Genomic DNA, 14,570 nt, shown 5'->3' on the forward strand with positions numbered 1-14,570 from the left:
TCAGAATACGCTGCGCGGGCATGCCCCGCTGTGAAACTTAAACGCTGAAACTCTCGCCGCAGCCACAGTTGGCCTTGGCATTGGGGTTGCTAAACTTAAAGCCTTCGTTGAGGCCTTCTTTGGTGTAGTCCAGTTCGGTGCCATCGAGATAGACCAGGCTTGTTGGGTCTACCAGCACCTTAATGCCATGGCTTTCAAAAATCTGGTCTTCTTCACGCGCTTCATCCACAAATTCCAGCGTGTAGGCCATGCCGGAGCAGCCCGAAGTTTTAACACCGACGCGCAGGCCCAGGCCCTTGCCGCGGCTTTCCAGGAATTTTTGTACACGCCCGGCGGCGCTGGGGGTAAGGGTAACAGTCATGTTCGACTCCAGTGGTTTATACCGAGAACGAGCTGCCACACCCACAGGTGGAGGTGGCGTTAGGGTTGGTAATGACAAAGCGCGCGCCTTCCAGGCCTTCCTGATAGTCTATGGTGGCGCCCATCATGTATTGAAAACTCATGGCATCTACCAGCAGTGACACCCCGGCTTTTTCTACCACCATGTCGTCTTCGGCGACCTGGTCATCAAAGGCAAAGCTGTACTGAAAACCGGAACAGCCGCCACCGGTCACGTACACGCGCAGCTTGAGGCTGGGGTCACCTTCTTCGGCCAGCATTTCGCTCACCTTGCCGGCGGCATTGTCGGTAAAAATAATCGGGGTCGATAAAATGTCGTCACTCAAAACGGCTTCTGTCATGGCGGGCTCCTAGGCTTGGGGCTGGCAGGCGTCGTACTCGCCCTGTTCCAGCCCGTTTTTGTTGCGATAATCGGAAATGGCGGCGCGGATGGCGTCTTCGGCTAGTACCGAGCAATGGATTTTCACTGGTGGCAAGGCCAGTTCATCGGCAATATGGCTGTTCTTGATGTCCATGGCCTGATCCAGGGTTTTTCCCTTGAGCATCTCGGTCACCAGCGAGGACGAGGCAATCGCCGAGCCACAGCCATAGGTTTTGAATTTGGCATCCTCAATCACGCCCTCGGCATTGACCTTGATTTGCAGCTTCATGACGTCGCCGCAGGCTGGTGCGCCCACCATGCCAGTGCCCACATCCTCGGCATTCTGGTCAAAACTGCCCACATTGCGCGGGTTTTCATAATGGTCGAGGACCTTGTCGCTATAAGCCATATGTGTCTCCTTAAACAGCCGCCGCGCTGGGTTCGCGGTGCGATTCGGTGCCGTGCACCCAGCTCACGGAAGATAAATCAATGCCGGACTTCACCATCTCCCACAACGGCGAGAGTTCTCGCAGTTTGCCGATCTTGGCGCCGATGAGCGCAATGGCAAAGTCCACGTCCTGCTCGGTGGTATACCGGCCAATCGAAAAGCGGATAGAGCTATGGGCCAGTTCGTCTTCACGGCCAATGGCGCGCAACACATACGAAGGCTCCAGGCTGGCCGAGGTACATGCGGAGCCGCTAGACACAGCCAGTTCCTTGATCGCCATCATCAGCGATTCGCCCTCGACATAGTTAAAGCTGACATTGAGGTTATGCGGCACGCGCTGCTGTAAATCACCATTGAGGTAAGATTCTTCAATCTGCGACAGGCCAGCCCACAAGCGGTCGCGCAACTGTAAGATGCGGGCATTTTCTTCCGCCATTTCCGCCTTGGCAATGCGAAAGGCTTCGCCCATGCCAACAATCTGGTGTACCGGCAAGGTGCCGGAACGGAAACCGCGCTCATGACCACCGCCATGCATTTGTGCCTCGAGGCGGATACGCGGTTTGCGGCTGACAAACAGTGCGCCTATGCCTTTGGGGCCATAGGTTTTATGCGCGGAAAAACTCATCAAATCGACAGGCAGCGCTTTCAGGTCGATCTCCACCTTGCCGGTCGCCTGGGCTGCATCTACATGAAAAATAATGTTTTGCGCGCGGCAAATTGCGCCCAGCGTGGCAATATCCTGTATTACGCCGATTTCATTATTGACCAGCATGACCGAGGCCAGCACGGTATCTGGCCGGATCGCTGCCTTGAAGGCTTCCAGATCGACCAGGCCGTTTTCCAGTGGTGATAAGTAGGTGGCGCTAAAGCCCTGGCGTTCCAGTTCGCGCACGGTATCCAGCACCGCCTTGTGTTCGGTGGTCATGGTGATGATGTGCTTGCCCTTGCCGCTGGCATAAAACTGCGCTGCGCCCTTGATGGCGAGGTTGTTGGATTCGGTGGCGCCAGAAGTCCAGACGATCTCTCGTGGATCGGCATTGACCAGTGCGGCCACCTGCTCCCGTGCTTCTTCCACAGCGGCTTCAGCTTCCCAGCCATAAGGATGGCTGCGCGACGCCGGATTACCAAACAGCTCGGTGAGGTAGGGAATCATTTTTTCCGCCACGCGTGGATCGACGGGTGTCGTAGCAGAGTAATCAAGGTATATCGGTTTCATACAATCAACCTGACAAAAGGTGGGTTCAGGCTAGCTTGAGCAAGCTCTGTGCCATGCCGGGCTGGGTTGATTTAACCTTTTGATTTATATGTTAATTTATTGAATTCATGACCAGGCTAACAATGGAGGCTTGTCGTGTTTGTCGTGAATGCGACAAACAAAGCAGAGATATTGTTGTAAGGGTTGTTGCATTGTGCAGGTAGGCAGCTCACCTGCAACAGGTTGTAACAGTGGCTGAGACTATTTGATTGTGTAAAACCTCTTGGTCAAATAGCCGTGAACCCCGTTTTTATCCGGGTTTTGCACCATTCGTATATATCAGCTTCAATGATCATGCACCCCGGCATGAAAATTGCTGAATTCAGCCTAACTCTTCATTTTTCAGGTGGGTATGATGGCGAACTTGTCGGATTCCAGCCACGTGGCACTGGTCACAATTTATGAGATAGGCAAGATACTCAGCTCCTCGCTAGACCTGCAGAAAACGCTAAGACAAGTGGTGAATCTGGTTGCCAATCACTTGGGCATGCAGCGTGGCATGGTCTATGTACGCGACGATGGCGACAGTTTGCAGGTACTCGCCTCAGTAGGCTTTAGTAAAGAGGAGGTGGCGCGGGCGCGTTTCAAGGTAGGAGAGGGCGTGACCGGCAGAATCTGCCAGATGGGGATGCCTGCGGTGATTCCTGACCTGGTGCAAGAGCCATTATTTTTGAATCGAACTGGTGCGCACCGCTCGGTGGAAGGCATGACCGTCGCCTATCTCGGTGTGCCGATTAAAACCGGGCGTGAAACCATAGGTGTGCTCAGTTTTGAGCGCTTTGCAGAAGACAAGCATGGCCTGTTTGAAGAAGACTTGCAGTTGTTGACCATGGTCGCCAATCTGATCGGACAGACGATTCTGTTAAACCAGCAGGTGACCAGTGATCGCGAACAATTGATGCAGGAGCGTCAGCGTTTGCAGAAAGAGTTAGCAGGCAAATACAGCATAGGCAATGTCATCGGCCAATCCAAACGCATGCGCGAGGTGTTTGCCGATGTGCATATGGCCGCGCCCGGTAACAGTACGATCTTGCTGCGCGGCGAGTCAGGGACCGGCAAGGAGGTCATCGCGCGCTCCATCCATTTTTTGTCTTCACGCAAGGACAAACCGTTTATCAAGGTCAACTGCGCGGCCCTCTCCGAGAGCCTGCTCGAATCCGAACTATTCGGCCATGAAAAGGGTGCTTTTACCGGCGCCATGCAAGAGCGTAAAGGCCGCTTTGAACAAGCGCATGGCGGCACGCTGTTTCTGGATGAAATTGGCGACACCTCGGCGGCTTTTCAGGTCAAGTTGTTACGCGTATTACAGGAGCGCGAACTGGAACGCGTTGGCGGCAACAAAACTATCAAGGTTGATGTACGGCTCATTTGCGCCACCAACCGTAACCTGGAAGAAGCAGTCAACAAAGGCGAGTTTCGATCCGACCTCTACTTCCGCATCAATGTCATTTCCATCTCGCTGCCAGCCCTGCGCGAGCGACGCGATGATATCCCCTTGCTGGTAGAAAACTTCCTGGGCAAATTCAACAAAGAAAACAGCGCCCGCGTCAGCATCACCCCAGAAGCCATGAACGTACTCAGCAACTGTCACTGGCCCGGTAATGTGCGCGAACTCGAAAACTGCGTTGAACGCTTTGCCACCATGGCGCGTAGCAATCTGATACGCGAAGTGGATATCCCCTGCCAGACCAATCACTGCCTGTCCTCCACGCTGTGGAAGTACCAGGCCCAGGGCACCGTGATTCCCATTGCGCCAGTCAATGTCAGCCCGGCCAGCCCACCGCCCCCAGTCGAGTTACCGCCGCAAGAGGTAGCTGAAGAAATGCCACTCACTGAGCGTGAACAACTGGTACAAGCCATGGAAAAAAGTGGCTGGGTACAAGCCAAAGCTGCACGGTTGCTTAACCTGACGCCTCGGCAAATGGGTTATGCGCTGAAGAAATACAATATTGAGGTGAAGCGGTTTTGAGTGAGTCCTGCGTAAGCTAGCCATAGGTTTGGCTGCCTGTTACGCATGTGCTGGAAAAACTTTATGATGCGCGGGTCTGCCATCGCATATATCGCTCGTGCAATGCATGAGTCATTTGGCCCATGCACATTAGTTGATAGTCCAGTTCTCCACCTTTAAGCCGGTGACCTGGCTAAAGGCCTGATCATTAGTCACCAGAATTGCATCCAGATGCAAGGCATGCGCGGCAATTAGCAAGTCTAGTGGTGAAAGTACCACGCCTTTGAGTGTTAGCTCGGCTCTAATCCTGCCGTAGGTGGTGGTGACTTCGGTATCCCATGCCCGTGAGACGATGTGACGAAGAAAGTTGTCTACGAGTAACTTTAGCTGTGTCGCCTCAGGTCTCTTAGCCAGACCAAAACGAAGCTCGCCTTCGGTAATGGCTGAAATACACACACTGGACATCGGCGTTGAAGTGATCCGCCTGGTGACAGACGGATGCCGCTTCAAAAAATAACTCACCGTGTTGGTATCCAACAAGTATGTCGTCATGACGAGACACCGTCTAGCGGGTCACGGTCATGCAAGGCTTGCGCACGTTCATTGCTATCGAGAAAGTCGGCTGGCACATTGCTTGCGGCAAGCAACTCAAGAAAGTCGCTCCAGTCCGCGGGTTTGCTGGAAAGGATGACATCGCCAGTCGCTTCATCCTTACGGATAAACACTTCTTTGGTATCAAACCGATATTCCGCTGGCAAGCGTACCGCCTGGCTACGGCCATTGATAAATATTTTTGCAGTCTGACTCATCATCACACTCCAAGTTTTGACATGGTAGATACCAAAGTATATACCATCGGTTGGCAGCCAAGCAATTGGCGGATATGCTAGGTCAGAATAGTTGTAGGTAGAGCTTAACCGTTATGTTGGGCTACAGATGGTTATTTTGAGTTAACAAAAAACTCCAGCGTCTCGCAATCGACTTTTGAGTTCATCTATACATTCTGGCAAACCAATTGCAAATTGAGCTCCAGTAATCGTTTCGAGTTCGGTGCTCTCAACCCAAGTGCCATCGGTTTGCTTTGCGATTAGCTGTTTCATTGCCTCTCGGTGTTGACCAGGAAAAAGACCAAATACAAGCATGACACGTTCAGCTGTGTGATGAACGGTATACGTTGTTGCCAAACCTCCCATGTGTGGGGCTTGGAGTACATTTTCAATTTTTTCTTTTATGTTGTCATTCATGGGGTAACTCTTTAAAGTTAAACAAATACTTTAGGTATGGGTAGCCGGTGAAAATACCTATCGTTTGACATAAGGAGTGTGCTTTAGCGCCTCCTAATCTTGTCGTTTAAAAGAGGCATGGATTTTGTCTTTCTGGGCCTTGAGCATTCGTTTTGCTTCTTTTCTAGCAGACTCAAGACTTTTTTGTAACCCATCAATAGCGTAGTCAATTTCAGAGTCAGTAGCGAGAGTAGCTGAAATGATGATACCCTCTTCATATGTAACGTACTCATTGAGAACGATACTTACTGTCGGGTCGCCTGGTAGATCACCTTTTTTCCACTTGTGGAATGGATTTAAGACTCCGAATTTTCCAGACATATAAACTCCAATGACTAATGTTTGAACTCACCGGTCTGCGGGTTTTTTCGCGCCGGGCCGTTAGAATAATGAGTTGGGTATCATCGTTTTACCTTGAATGATTCAATAGCGCTGATACTTCCATTACGTTCTCTTTCTCGCAATATATTACGTAGAGCGACTAGCGAACGTGAATCTCCACCAACAATCATGCGCATTAATTGCCCGTCATCCGACGCCCAAGCGACGATATTCTTTAAAGTATCTCTTTCATTCAACGGTAGGCTGAGATCTGAAAAACCAGCTCTCCCCTGATCATTTCGAACTTGGAAAGAAATAAATAAAAGATGTTCTGGCTCATTGGGAAATAAAAAATCGCCAGACACGTAATGACGAGTTGGTGGGGCCGGATATATGGTTTCAAGAGACTTCTTAATGTGAAGCCCCGAGGATTCTAGTGTCTGTAGGACACTTACCAGATAAGCCTCAGGGACAGGAAGCAACTTGTCTTCAACAGCCCAGCTGGAGCCATGTTTTGCCACATATTCGCCATCAGCGTAACCGGATCTGTGAACGAACAAATGTCTGCGGTCGTGAATTTCTTCAATTGTCCCAAAAGTTACTGGTTCACTTGTGAGGTCTATTCCTAGGTTCTTCTGATAAAACTTCCGAAGTTCCTTCAGACCACCACTAGTCAAACGTCGGAGTGTCTTCTTGACAATGTGGTGGTATACACCTTCCTGAGCATCTATGGATAGCAACTGCTCCTGCGAAAAGTCGACTCGACCGTCGGTGAGAAATGGCTCTCGCGACCTAGTGGAAACTTCTTCGATACAATCTACTAAAAATGCCTCGTATGCAGCGACAATACGCACTAGAAGAGTTGAACGCAAGAGTTCAGGATAAACGTCACGAGCGTGGTACGTGACTACTTTTAGCTGGCGTTTCACAACATCTGACCCGAGGTGGAACTCAACCTTCTCGTCCTTCCGGCTTGAGTCTCGCATAGTTTCCCGCCCGCTTTCATAAAGCACTCCGTACGAGTGCATGGTTGCCTCATACAAGAGCCGAATGCGTTGTAGTGTCTTGTGAAAGTCCCGGTATGCGGAAATTCTCATCGTGATGCCCAAGGTTTGACATAATGGGTTTGCTTTAGCGCATCCCACTTTATAAATGGGGTGAGCAGGTTCATGAGATTCGGACCATTTCAGTAACGCGCCATACAATAAAAAAGACGGCACCAGCAACAAGTAAGCGGAACTGCCAAATGCCATAAAACTGTGCTTTATTGACGTTTTTTTCTAATGCACTTTCTACGCCTTGAATAGCTGCCAAGACAAATTGTGGATGTGGTGGTTGATCTGGATGTGAGCCTTGGTGCAATTGAAGCAGGTTAAAATTTGCCATTAGTGACGTTTGTACCCAAATTACATTTTTACAACCGAAGTGAAAACTAATACCCCAACAGATGATAGCTAAGGCAACAGGAAGTAACCACCACGACAGTGTTAGCCCTTCGGTTTTTTGTACGGCGAAACCGATTGCAGCTCCAGCAGCGGCTAGCAAAAAGTAAGTGTATTTCTCTTGACCAGCTTGATGAGCCTTGTAGAGATTTGAAATTGTGTCGTCGAGTGACATGGCTCATTCCCAACGCTTGAAATAAAGGGCTGATGAGGATGGTGGTAAAGAAGAAGTTAAGAATGTTGTATGCATCGAAGAATGTTTTCGCCAGTCCCGGTTGATGGATGGGTTAGCGCAATTAGTCATCTTTAGCCATATTGCGCTCATAATGATACCAAGACTCTATATCCATTTCTGGATCGCAATAGCGAGAATGAATTAATGACAAAAATGCTTCACGAGCTTTTTCCGAGGCTAGCATTAATGTGTCATCGGTATGGTTGCCCTTGATAAACCACTTTGTGTTATCAGGGGATACTTTGCAGTCATACATTCCAAACTCTTCGACATTTAGAACTGCCATATAGAGTGCGTAAACCTCTTCATAGTCATCTGGATCAGCCGCATCTAACCAGCCCTCAAAATCTGTAATTGTTGCCATATTTTTCCTTTGCTCTAACGCTAAACATAAGTTGAGATAATGCCATATGTGTTAAAAAGTCGGCAATAGTTGCCTGCGAGAGCTACTATCTTATGGTTTGATCCTTGCTGCTGTTAGCAATCCGACAATCAACTTCCCCCTTTTGTCATATAGCTGACAATCCGAAATCCATAGAATTAACTATTTAATCCATTGATTTTTAATGGATTATTTTCAATCTTTCAGATGGCATGCGAATTGCAATACTCCTTGTAAATTCATATTGAGGAGCATGCAATGGCAATTTCTGCAGAAAGCCCAGCGAGCACAAGTCGCTTGCGTCCCTTACCCGGCATTAAGGTGGAAGTGGCTGGTCAGGTGGCTTCCGGTTGTAGTACAACTGGTGGCGAAGGTAAAGCCAGTTGCGGTTCCTCCGATGGTCAGGGAGATATGCCTGCGGAAATCTGGGACAAGGTTAAAAATCACCCGTGCTATTCCGAGGAAGCCCATCACCATTATGCGCGCATGCATGTGGCGGTGGCGCCGGCTTGCAATATCCAGTGCAATTATTGCAACCGCAAGTATGACTGTTCTAACGAATCCCGCCCCGGTGTGGTTTCGCAAAAGCTGACGCCGGACCAGGCAGTGAAAAAAGTGCTGGCAGTGGCGAGCGAGATTCCGCAGATGACGGTGCTGGGCATTGCCGGGCCAGGGGATGCTTTGGCGAACCCGGCCAAGACCTTTGAGACCTTCCGCCAGTTGCAGGAACAGGCGCCTGATATCAAGTTATGTCTCTCAACCAATGGGTTGGCGTTGCCGGATTATGTGGATGAGATTGCCAAATACAACGTGGACCACGTCACCATCACCATCAATATGGTAGACCCGGACGTGGGTGCCCAGATTTATCCCTGGATTTTTTACAACCACAAACGCATTTATGGCCGCGAGGCTGCCGAGATTTTGACCGAGCGGCAAATGCTGGGCCTGGAGATGCTGACTGCGCGTGGCATTCTCACCAAAATCAACTCGGTGCTGATTCCCGGCATCAACGACGAGCACTTGTATGAAGTGAACCGTGCGGTGAAAGCGCGTGGTGCTTTCTTGCATAACATCATGCCGCTGATCTCAGAGGCTGAGCATGGCACTTACTTTGGCCTCAATGGTCAGCGCGGGCCAACTGCGCAGGAGCTCAAGGATGTGCAGGATGCCTGCATGGGCGGTGCCAACCTGATGCGGCATTGCCGTCAGTGCCGTGCCGATGCGGTGGGCCTGCTGGGTGAAGACCGTAGCGATGAGTTTACCTTGGACCAGATCGAGCAGATGGATGTGGTGTACGACATCGAGAAACGCCGCGCTTACCAGGAACAAGTCGAAGCCGAGCGACAGGCCCAGCATGCGGCTAAGCAATCGGCACTGGCCGAGCAGGGTGCCGACGATGGTATGAAAGTGCTGGTGGCGGTGGCGACCACCGGTGGCGGCAAGGTCAATCAGCATTTTGGCCATGCTGACGAGTTCCAGATTTACGAACTCACTGCCAGCTCGACCACGTTTGTCGGTCACCGCCGGGTGGATTTGTATTGCCAGGGCGGCTATGGCGAGGATGAGCAATTGCCTTCTATCGTCAATGCGATTAATGACTGCCATGCCGTGCTGGTGTCGAAAATCGGTGCTTGCCCCCGCGATGAATTGTTGGCGGCAGGCATAGAGCCGGTGGAGGAATACGCCCATGAGTTTATTGAAAAAGCCGCTTTGGGCTGGTTTGCCGGTTACCGTGCCCGCGTTGCCAGCGGCGAAATTACCCATATTCCACGCGGCGATGCTGCGATTCGACAAGGCGCATTTAAAGCAGCCTGAGCCATACAGTAAAGGAGACCTCACATGGCATACAAAATTGTAACTTCCCAATGCACAGGCTGTTCAGCCTGCGAGCCGGAGTGCCCTAACCAGGCCATTTATGAAAAAAATGGCGTGTTCATGATCAAGCCGGAAAAATGTACCGAGTGTATCGGCCATTTTGACGAAGCGCAGTGTGTGGCGGCGTGCCCGGTAGATAACACCTGCATTATCGATAATGCCTATCCGCGTTATCAGGCATAAACGGAGAACCGACATGGAACTGACGATCACCCCCAAGGCAGAAAAGTTTATCAGCCGCATGATTCGTTTTAATGGCGGCACCGACCAGCACGGTTTTCGGCTGGTGGTTAGCCCTGGTGGCTGTTCTGGCCTGAGCTCGGAGTTTAGCGTCGAGGCCGCACCTTTTGCCGGGGATGCCATTATTGAGGCCAGCGGCGTACGCCTGTTTTTACCGGCTGAATCGCGCATGTTACTGGATGGTGCCGTGGTGGACTTTATGGATAGCCCGATGGAGTCCGGCCTGACCTTTTTGACGCCTAACAGCGGTAGCTGCGGTTGTGGCAGCAGTGGCGGTGGTCATGGCGACCATGCCAGCCATGGTGGCCCGGCGACAGTCAGTATCTCCAGTATCCAGCGGAAATCCTGAGGATTGTCAGCGGGTAGGGTGCGGCCATGGATGCTGACTTTAAACCGGAAGTGCTGGAAAACAGCTGGTTTGCCGAGCGCTACCGCGCCTTGCCTGCTGTGGCTAGCGAGCAACTCCGATTGGCCAGTATTCACTACGCCGACAGCAGCCGGGCCGAAACGCATCTGGTCATGGCGCGCATGATGGCGCCCCACAATCCTGCCGTCAAGGTAGCCGAATACCGTTTTTATTTCTATCAGGCCCGGTTGCAGGAGGCGCTGCGGGTGGCCGAGCAATGTATGGGAATGACGGCGTTGGAGCTCGGTTTTCCGCTCAGTTGGCGGCTTGTCAGTCCGCAACATGGTCAGTTTGAAAGTGATGAACCCGCCCACCGCTTTTATCTATTTTGTCTCAAGGCTTATGCCTATTTGCTGATGCGGCTACAGCGGTTGCAGGCTGGACGGGAGGCGGCAGAAAAACTGATGCAGCTGGATCCGGCCAACAAAGTGGGCGGTCAGTTGCTGCTGGATGTGCTGGATCGTGCAGACCGGGAGGCTGAGGATGATTGAGCCCGGATCTATGGATCGCTTGCAGGCAGAAAGACACTGGATGGACAGTGATTTGCCTGCGGTTGACTGGCAGGGTAACGCCTTGTCATGTTCCTCCTGTGAGCATGCGGAATTAAATGCGCAGGGGCTATGCCAGTTGATGCGCAATTGTGTGCATGACCGTTATGCCAAGCGCATAGACCGTTTTTTTAGCCAGCATCCGGCATTGGCCGTGCGCTATATTGACCACCCCTATTTTGAAGTGCGGGCAGTGGCGGCCAAGTTTCTGGATGTTTTTCACCTGAACCGCCTGGTCAGTGATGTGGATGAGACCGTACGTGCCAGCGTTGCTTTGCGCTTGCCGTCACATTTGTTGCACAAACTCATCTATGACCCTGACCGTGAAGTTCGCATCCGGGTGGCTTTGCGCTTACCCGAATCTGAATTGGGCAGTCTGTTGTATGACAGCGATTATTACGTGCGTGTGATCGTGGCGCGCCGCATTGCCCCCACACAGCTGTTTTATCTGATGCACGATGCCGATGCCTCGGTACGCCGCGAAGTGGCGGAACGTATCGGCATGGACTGGCTGCCTTTACTGGCAAATGATAGTGCGCAGGAAGTCTGTTTGACGGTCATTCGCCGCTTGCCGGTCGCGATGTTGCCTGCATTCCGGCTAGATGCCGACTGGCGTATTCGTTTTGAAGTGGTGTTGCGCATTGCGCCCGAGTTTTTAGCAGATATGAGCCGCGATAGCGACGAGGCGGTGGCGATGGCGGCTGTCGCCAGGTTACATCCGAATCTGCAATCCTCTGTCCTGACCCACCCGAATGAACATAAGGAGAGCGTCCATGGCGACCAATATCGTACGTGACAGTGATGTCGTCGAACTGGTGAATCCGCCCCGGTTTGACTATGGGCAAAAGGTGCGCTCAAAAAAATATGTGCGCAACGATGGCACTTTCCCCGGCAAGGAAGTGGGCGAGATTCTGGTGAAAAAAGGGGATGTCGGCTATGTCACCAGCATAGGCACGTTTTTGCAGCAGTTTTATATCTATGGTGTGGATTTTTACGAGCTGGGTTACCGCGTCGGCATGCGTGGCAAGGAGCTGGAAGCGGATGCGCCAGAAGATGACGATGAAGACCTGCTGGCCGATGAGGCCGCGCAACAGACAGAGGAGGCATCAACATGACTGAAGTCGTAAACGCAGGCGCCAGTCTGGCCGGGTTTAATCTCAGGGAGCCGCGTACGCCGCGCTTTCAGTGGGGGCAGCCGGTGGTGACCCTGGTGGACTTGCTCAATGATGGCAGTTATCCCGACCTCGCCGAAGCCGCCTTGCTGGCCGAGGCCGGGGCGCGCGGCGAGGTGGTCAATGTTGGCATGGTCGAAGACAGTGGCATCCCGGTCTATTTGGTGGAGTTTGCCGATGGTAAGGTCATTGGCGTGCTCGAAGAGGAGCTGGCCCCGGTGTAAGGGGCCTGCACACAGTGATGGCAATGCCGGTCACCTCTCTGTGTCCACACCCCAACGCGGTGGACCGTCTGCGTATCGAAAAACTGCTCGCTGGGCGCAGCCGCTACAAATACGTGGCGGCCACGGTCACGCCCTGTACCGACGGTTATCTGGTGCGCAGTCCGTGCTGTTCGCGCACAGTAGACCCGCAGGGCGGCGAGATTGATATTGCCCGCATTGAATACCAGTCCGGTGATTTCTGGCGCCTGTATCGCAAGGATGATGTCAGGCAATGCTGGCGCGCGCATGCGGAGTTTCATAGTTTGTCCAGCTTGCTGGATGTGCTGATTGCAGATGTGAATCGGGAGTTCTGGCGATGAAATGGCTATATCTGGACCATAACGCAACCACGCAGCCGCTACCGCAAGTGGTGGAGGCCATGCTGCCCTGGCTGAGTACGCACTATGGCAACCCGTCCAGCAGTCATCCGCTGGGGCGCCAGGCGCGCGAGGCACTGGTCAATGCGCGCGCCAGCGTGGCGGCTTTCTTGCAGGTCACCCCGGCTGAGGTGGTGTTTACCAGTGGCGCCACCGAGTCTAACCATCTGGCCATCCTGGCGGCTTTGGCCGCCCGGCCTGAGCGGCGGCAGATTGTCACCAGTGCGGTAGAGCACACCTCGACCCGTTTGCTGCTGGCACAGTTGGCAAAACAAGGCTTCGAGGTGATTGAAATCGGTGTGGATAGCCAAGGGCAATTGTCCATGGCTGACTTGCTGGCAGCGGTGGGGCCACAGACTGCACTGGTCAGCCTCATGCATGCCAATCATGAAACCGGGGTGATTTTCTCGGTGGCTGAAGCGGCCGAGATCGCCCACCGCCATGGCGCGCTCATGCATGTCGATGCGGCGCAAAGTGCGGGCAAACTGCCACTCAATATGGCGGCGCTGGGCTGTGATTTGCTCGGGTTTTCTGCGCACAAACTGTATGCCGCCAAAGGCACTGGCGTGCTCTATGTGAAAAAAGGCCTGAGCCTGCAACCCATGCTATGGGGCAACCAGGAACGTCACCGCCGCGGTGGCACCGAAAACCTGCCCGGCATTGTCGGGCTGGCCACCGCCTGCGATGTGCTGGGCGGAGACCTTGCCACCCATGCCAGCCGCATGGCGGCCTTGCGTGACCAGTTTGAACAGGCCGTGCTGCAGGCACTGCCCGCCGTCGAGGTCAATGGCGGCGGCCCCAGGGTGGCCAATACCAGCCATCTGTGTTTTGCCGGTTTAAGTGCGGACTCGGGTACAGACCTCAATGGCGAGGCCTTGCTGCTGCGCCTGGAGAAACAGGGGGTGCTTGCCTCGCGTGGCAGTGCCTGTAGCGCAGGCGGCAATCAGCCTTCGCATGTGCTGCTGGCCATGGGCCGCAGCGAGCAGCAAGCCTTGTGCTCATTGCGTTTTTCGCTGGGCATACACCATACCGCCGCAGACATGCAGCAGTTACTGGCGGCTGTGGTCACCAGCGTCAGACAGTTGCAACTGCAACAGGCCGCCTAACCCCATTTGAAAGGAAACACGATGAAAGTGATGATACGCCGTACCGAACAGGGCTTGTCGCTCTATGTCCCGAAAAAGGACCTGGAAGAGCCGATTGTCGAACAGGAAAAGCCTGAGTTGTGGGGCGGTAGCGTCAAGCTGGCCAATGGCTGGCTGCTGAGTTTGCCGGAAATGGCCGCCGATACCCGCCTGCCGGTAACGGTAGAAGCGAAACGCATCGGTGAGTAAAGGAGAACAGGATGTGTATTGCTGAAAAAACCCTGAACGAGATTGTGACGGCGCTGGGCGATTTTCGTACTGTGACCAGCAACCCGTTGACCATGTTGCGCGAGTGCTATCCGGACATCAGCTTTCTGCGCATGGCCGAGCGCGATATGGATGAAGCGCCATACTGTCGCCTGAGTGATTTCAACCTGTATTTGCTGGATACCCGCGAGCACTGTGTCAAACTGACCCGTCAGCTCGAGCATGCCACCGGCATCGTACTCACCCAGCGGGATGCCTGA

The 14,570-nt window shown here is 52.9% G+C and carries 23 protein-coding genes; 12 read left to right on the plus strand and 11 right to left on the minus strand.

Translation table 11 applies throughout. The annotated features are described in order from the left end of the window. Window positions 1-37: 37 nt before the first annotated feature. Genes iscA through Q9292_RS00730 form a run of 4 tightly spaced genes read right to left on the minus strand, consistent with a single transcriptional unit; the run spans window position 38 to window position 2,424 of the window. Complete coding sequence (gene iscA, locus Q9292_RS00715; RefSeq protein WP_275357062.1) at window positions 38-361, minus strand: iron-sulfur cluster assembly protein IscA; 324 nt, start codon at window positions 359-361, stop codon at window positions 38-40. A 16-nt stretch (window positions 362-377) separates the two neighbouring features. Beyond that, complete coding sequence (gene erpA, locus Q9292_RS00720; RefSeq protein WP_194747283.1) at window positions 378-740, minus strand: iron-sulfur cluster insertion protein ErpA; 363 nt, start codon at window positions 738-740, stop codon at window positions 378-380. Between the two features lie 9 nt (window positions 741-749). Beyond that, complete coding sequence (gene iscU, locus Q9292_RS00725) at window positions 750-1,169, minus strand: Fe-S cluster assembly scaffold IscU (RefSeq protein WP_313983536.1); 420 nt, start codon at window positions 1,167-1,169, stop codon at window positions 750-752. A gap of 10 nt (window positions 1,170-1,179) precedes the next feature. After that, the gene (locus Q9292_RS00730) at window positions 1,180-2,424 is read right to left on the minus strand and encodes an IscS subfamily cysteine desulfurase (RefSeq protein WP_313983539.1); all 1,245 of its coding nucleotides are present in this window, start codon (window positions 2,422-2,424) and stop codon (window positions 1,180-1,182) included. A 391-nt stretch (window positions 2,425-2,815) separates the two neighbouring features. Between Q9292_RS00730 and nifA the strand changes: the two genes are divergently transcribed. Next, on the plus strand, window positions 2,816-4,432 hold the full coding sequence (nifA, locus tag Q9292_RS00735) for a nif-specific transcriptional activator NifA (RefSeq protein ID WP_313983542.1): 1,617 nt from the start codon (window positions 2,816-2,818) through the stop codon (window positions 4,430-4,432). Between the two features lie 129 nt (window positions 4,433-4,561). Here nifA and Q9292_RS00740 read toward each other — a convergent pair whose 3' ends face one another. From Q9292_RS00740 to Q9292_RS00770, 7 genes are all read right to left on the minus strand, one after another. Next, a complete protein-coding gene (locus tag Q9292_RS00740; RefSeq protein WP_313983545.1) occupies window positions 4,562-4,963 on the minus strand; it encodes a type II toxin-antitoxin system VapC family toxin in 402 nt (133 codons plus the stop codon). Beyond that, window positions 4,960-5,223: an AbrB/MazE/SpoVT family DNA-binding domain-containing protein gene (locus tag Q9292_RS00745; protein ID WP_313983547.1), complete on the minus strand. Its 264-nt coding sequence runs from the start codon at window positions 5,221-5,223 to the stop codon at window positions 4,960-4,962. Before Q9292_RS00745 ends, Q9292_RS00740 begins: the two co-directional genes overlap by 4 nt. A 138-nt stretch (window positions 5,224-5,361) precedes the next feature. Next, window positions 5,362-5,655 carry a hypothetical protein gene (locus tag Q9292_RS00750; RefSeq protein ID WP_313983549.1) on the minus strand — a complete coding sequence of 98 codons (294 nt, stop codon included), beginning with the start codon at window positions 5,653-5,655 and terminating at the stop codon, window positions 5,362-5,364. A gap of 93 nt (window positions 5,656-5,748) precedes the next feature. After that, window positions 5,749-6,015 (minus strand): hypothetical protein, encoded by a 267-nt coding sequence (locus tag Q9292_RS00755; RefSeq protein ID WP_313983552.1) that lies wholly within the window; start codon window positions 6,013-6,015, stop codon window positions 5,749-5,751. 80 nt (window positions 6,016-6,095) lie between these two features. After that, window positions 6,096-7,001: a hypothetical protein gene (locus Q9292_RS00760; RefSeq protein WP_313983555.1), complete on the minus strand. Its 906-nt coding sequence runs from the start codon at window positions 6,999-7,001 to the stop codon at window positions 6,096-6,098. A gap of 181 nt (window positions 7,002-7,182) precedes the next feature. Continuing rightward, entirely contained in the window at window positions 7,183-7,632 is a 450-nt protein-coding gene (locus Q9292_RS00765) for a hypothetical protein (RefSeq protein WP_313983557.1), read from the minus strand. Window positions 7,633-7,753: 121 nt separating this feature from the next. After that, window positions 7,754-8,056 carry a hypothetical protein gene (locus Q9292_RS00770; RefSeq protein ID WP_313983560.1) on the minus strand — a complete coding sequence of 101 codons (303 nt, stop codon included), beginning with the start codon at window positions 8,054-8,056 and terminating at the stop codon, window positions 7,754-7,756. 276 nt (window positions 8,057-8,332) lie between these two features. On the opposite strand from Q9292_RS00770, the gene nifB reads away from it, so the two are divergent. From nifB to Q9292_RS00825, 11 genes are read left to right on the plus strand one after another with little or no spacing between them, the layout of a single operon-like run. Beyond that, a complete protein-coding gene (gene nifB / locus Q9292_RS00775; RefSeq protein WP_313983563.1) occupies window positions 8,333-9,892 on the plus strand; it encodes a nitrogenase cofactor biosynthesis protein NifB in 1,560 nt (519 codons plus the stop codon). Between the two features lie 24 nt (window positions 9,893-9,916). Then, entirely contained in the window at window positions 9,917-10,135 is a 219-nt protein-coding gene (locus Q9292_RS00780) for a 4Fe-4S binding protein (protein ID WP_194747276.1), read from the plus strand. Window positions 10,136-10,148: 13 nt separating this feature from the next. Further along, window positions 10,149-10,541, plus strand: a complete 393-nt coding sequence (locus tag Q9292_RS00785) for a HesB/IscA family protein (protein WP_313983567.1) — start codon at window positions 10,149-10,151, stop codon at window positions 10,539-10,541. Between the two features lie 26 nt (window positions 10,542-10,567). Beyond that, window positions 10,568-11,089 carry a hypothetical protein gene (locus tag Q9292_RS00790; RefSeq protein ID WP_275357056.1) on the plus strand — a complete coding sequence of 174 codons (522 nt, stop codon included), beginning with the start codon at window positions 10,568-10,570 and terminating at the stop codon, window positions 11,087-11,089. Next, window positions 11,082-11,942 carry a 4Fe4S-binding leucine-rich repeat protein gene (locus tag Q9292_RS00795; protein ID WP_313983571.1) on the plus strand — a complete coding sequence of 287 codons (861 nt, stop codon included), beginning with the start codon at window positions 11,082-11,084 and terminating at the stop codon, window positions 11,940-11,942. Before Q9292_RS00790 ends, Q9292_RS00795 begins: the two co-directional genes overlap by 8 nt. Further along, window positions 11,920-12,261, plus strand: coding sequence for a nitrogen fixation protein NifZ (locus tag Q9292_RS00800; RefSeq protein WP_194747273.1), 342 nt, complete (start codon window positions 11,920-11,922; stop codon window positions 12,259-12,261). The genes Q9292_RS00795 and Q9292_RS00800 overlap by 23 nt, the downstream gene beginning before the upstream one ends. Then, window positions 12,258-12,542 (plus strand): nitrogen fixation protein NifZ, encoded by a 285-nt coding sequence (locus Q9292_RS00805; protein WP_194747272.1) that lies wholly within the window; start codon window positions 12,258-12,260, stop codon window positions 12,540-12,542. The genes Q9292_RS00800 and Q9292_RS00805 overlap by 4 nt, the downstream gene beginning before the upstream one ends. Window positions 12,543-12,559: 17 nt before the next feature. Beyond that, a complete protein-coding gene (locus Q9292_RS00810; protein WP_194747271.1) occupies window positions 12,560-12,901 on the plus strand; it encodes a DUF3024 domain-containing protein in 342 nt (113 codons plus the stop codon). Next, the gene (locus tag Q9292_RS00815) at window positions 12,898-14,064 is read left to right on the plus strand and encodes a cysteine desulfurase family protein (RefSeq protein WP_313983579.1); all 1,167 of its coding nucleotides are present in this window, start codon (window positions 12,898-12,900) and stop codon (window positions 14,062-14,064) included. Before Q9292_RS00810 ends, Q9292_RS00815 begins: the two co-directional genes overlap by 4 nt. A gap of 21 nt (window positions 14,065-14,085) precedes the next feature. After that, window positions 14,086-14,292: a putative nitrogen fixation protein NifT gene (gene nifT, locus Q9292_RS00820; RefSeq protein WP_194747269.1), complete on the plus strand. Its 207-nt coding sequence runs from the start codon at window positions 14,086-14,088 to the stop codon at window positions 14,290-14,292. Between the two features lie 11 nt (window positions 14,293-14,303). After that, complete coding sequence (locus tag Q9292_RS00825) at window positions 14,304-14,570, plus strand: hypothetical protein (protein WP_313983582.1); 267 nt, start codon at window positions 14,304-14,306, stop codon at window positions 14,568-14,570.

The organism is Methylophilus sp. VKM B-3414 (assembly GCF_032248435.1).
GTDB lineage: Bacteria > Pseudomonadota > Gammaproteobacteria > Burkholderiales > Methylophilaceae > Methylophilus > Methylophilus glucosoxydans.

Excerpts from the sequence above, each read along its gene's own strand:
- iscA (WP_275357062.1), bottom strand. The coding sequence starts at position 361 with ATGACTGTTACCCTTACCCCCAGCGCCGCCGGGCGTGTACAAAAATTC.
- erpA (WP_194747283.1), bottom strand. The coding sequence starts at position 740 with ATGACAGAAGCCGTTTTGAGTGACGACATTTTATCGACCCCGATTATT.
- iscU (WP_313983536.1), bottom strand. The coding sequence starts at position 1,169 with ATGGCTTATAGCGACAAGGTCCTCGACCATTATGAAAACCCGCGCAAT.
- Q9292_RS00730 (WP_313983539.1), bottom strand. The coding sequence starts at position 2,424 with ATGAAACCGATATACCTTGATTACTCTGCTACGACACCCGTCGATCCA.
- nifA (WP_313983542.1), top strand. The coding sequence starts at position 2,816 with ATGATGGCGAACTTGTCGGATTCCAGCCACGTGGCACTGGTCACAATT.
- Q9292_RS00740 (WP_313983545.1), bottom strand. The coding sequence starts at position 4,963 with ATGACGACATACTTGTTGGATACCAACACGGTGAGTTATTTTTTGAAG.
- Q9292_RS00745 (WP_313983547.1), bottom strand. The coding sequence starts at position 5,223 with ATGATGAGTCAGACTGCAAAAATATTTATCAATGGCCGTAGCCAGGCG.
- Q9292_RS00750 (WP_313983549.1), bottom strand. The coding sequence starts at position 5,655 with ATGAATGACAACATAAAAGAAAAAATTGAAAATGTACTCCAAGCCCCA.
- Q9292_RS00755 (WP_313983552.1), bottom strand. The coding sequence starts at position 6,015 with ATGTCTGGAAAATTCGGAGTCTTAAATCCATTCCACAAGTGGAAAAAA.
- Q9292_RS00760 (WP_313983555.1), bottom strand. The coding sequence starts at position 7,001 with ATGCGAGACTCAAGCCGGAAGGACGAGAAGGTTGAGTTCCACCTCGGG.
- Q9292_RS00765 (WP_313983557.1), bottom strand. The coding sequence starts at position 7,632 with ATGTCACTCGACGACACAATTTCAAATCTCTACAAGGCTCATCAAGCT.
- Q9292_RS00770 (WP_313983560.1), bottom strand. The coding sequence starts at position 8,056 with ATGGCAACAATTACAGATTTTGAGGGCTGGTTAGATGCGGCTGATCCA.
- nifB (WP_313983563.1), top strand. The coding sequence starts at position 8,333 with ATGGCAATTTCTGCAGAAAGCCCAGCGAGCACAAGTCGCTTGCGTCCC.
- Q9292_RS00780 (WP_194747276.1), top strand. The coding sequence starts at position 9,917 with ATGGCATACAAAATTGTAACTTCCCAATGCACAGGCTGTTCAGCCTGC.
- Q9292_RS00785 (WP_313983567.1), top strand. The coding sequence starts at position 10,149 with ATGGAACTGACGATCACCCCCAAGGCAGAAAAGTTTATCAGCCGCATG.
- Q9292_RS00790 (WP_275357056.1), top strand. The coding sequence starts at position 10,568 with ATGGATGCTGACTTTAAACCGGAAGTGCTGGAAAACAGCTGGTTTGCC.
- Q9292_RS00795 (WP_313983571.1), top strand. The coding sequence starts at position 11,082 with ATGATTGAGCCCGGATCTATGGATCGCTTGCAGGCAGAAAGACACTGG.
- Q9292_RS00800 (WP_194747273.1), top strand. The coding sequence starts at position 11,920 with ATGGCGACCAATATCGTACGTGACAGTGATGTCGTCGAACTGGTGAAT.
- Q9292_RS00805 (WP_194747272.1), top strand. The coding sequence starts at position 12,258 with ATGACTGAAGTCGTAAACGCAGGCGCCAGTCTGGCCGGGTTTAATCTC.
- Q9292_RS00810 (WP_194747271.1), top strand. The coding sequence starts at position 12,560 with ATGGCAATGCCGGTCACCTCTCTGTGTCCACACCCCAACGCGGTGGAC.
- Q9292_RS00815 (WP_313983579.1), top strand. The coding sequence starts at position 12,898 with ATGAAATGGCTATATCTGGACCATAACGCAACCACGCAGCCGCTACCG.
- nifT (WP_194747269.1), top strand. The coding sequence starts at position 14,086 with ATGAAAGTGATGATACGCCGTACCGAACAGGGCTTGTCGCTCTATGTC.
- Q9292_RS00825 (WP_313983582.1), top strand. The coding sequence starts at position 14,304 with ATGTGTATTGCTGAAAAAACCCTGAACGAGATTGTGACGGCGCTGGGC.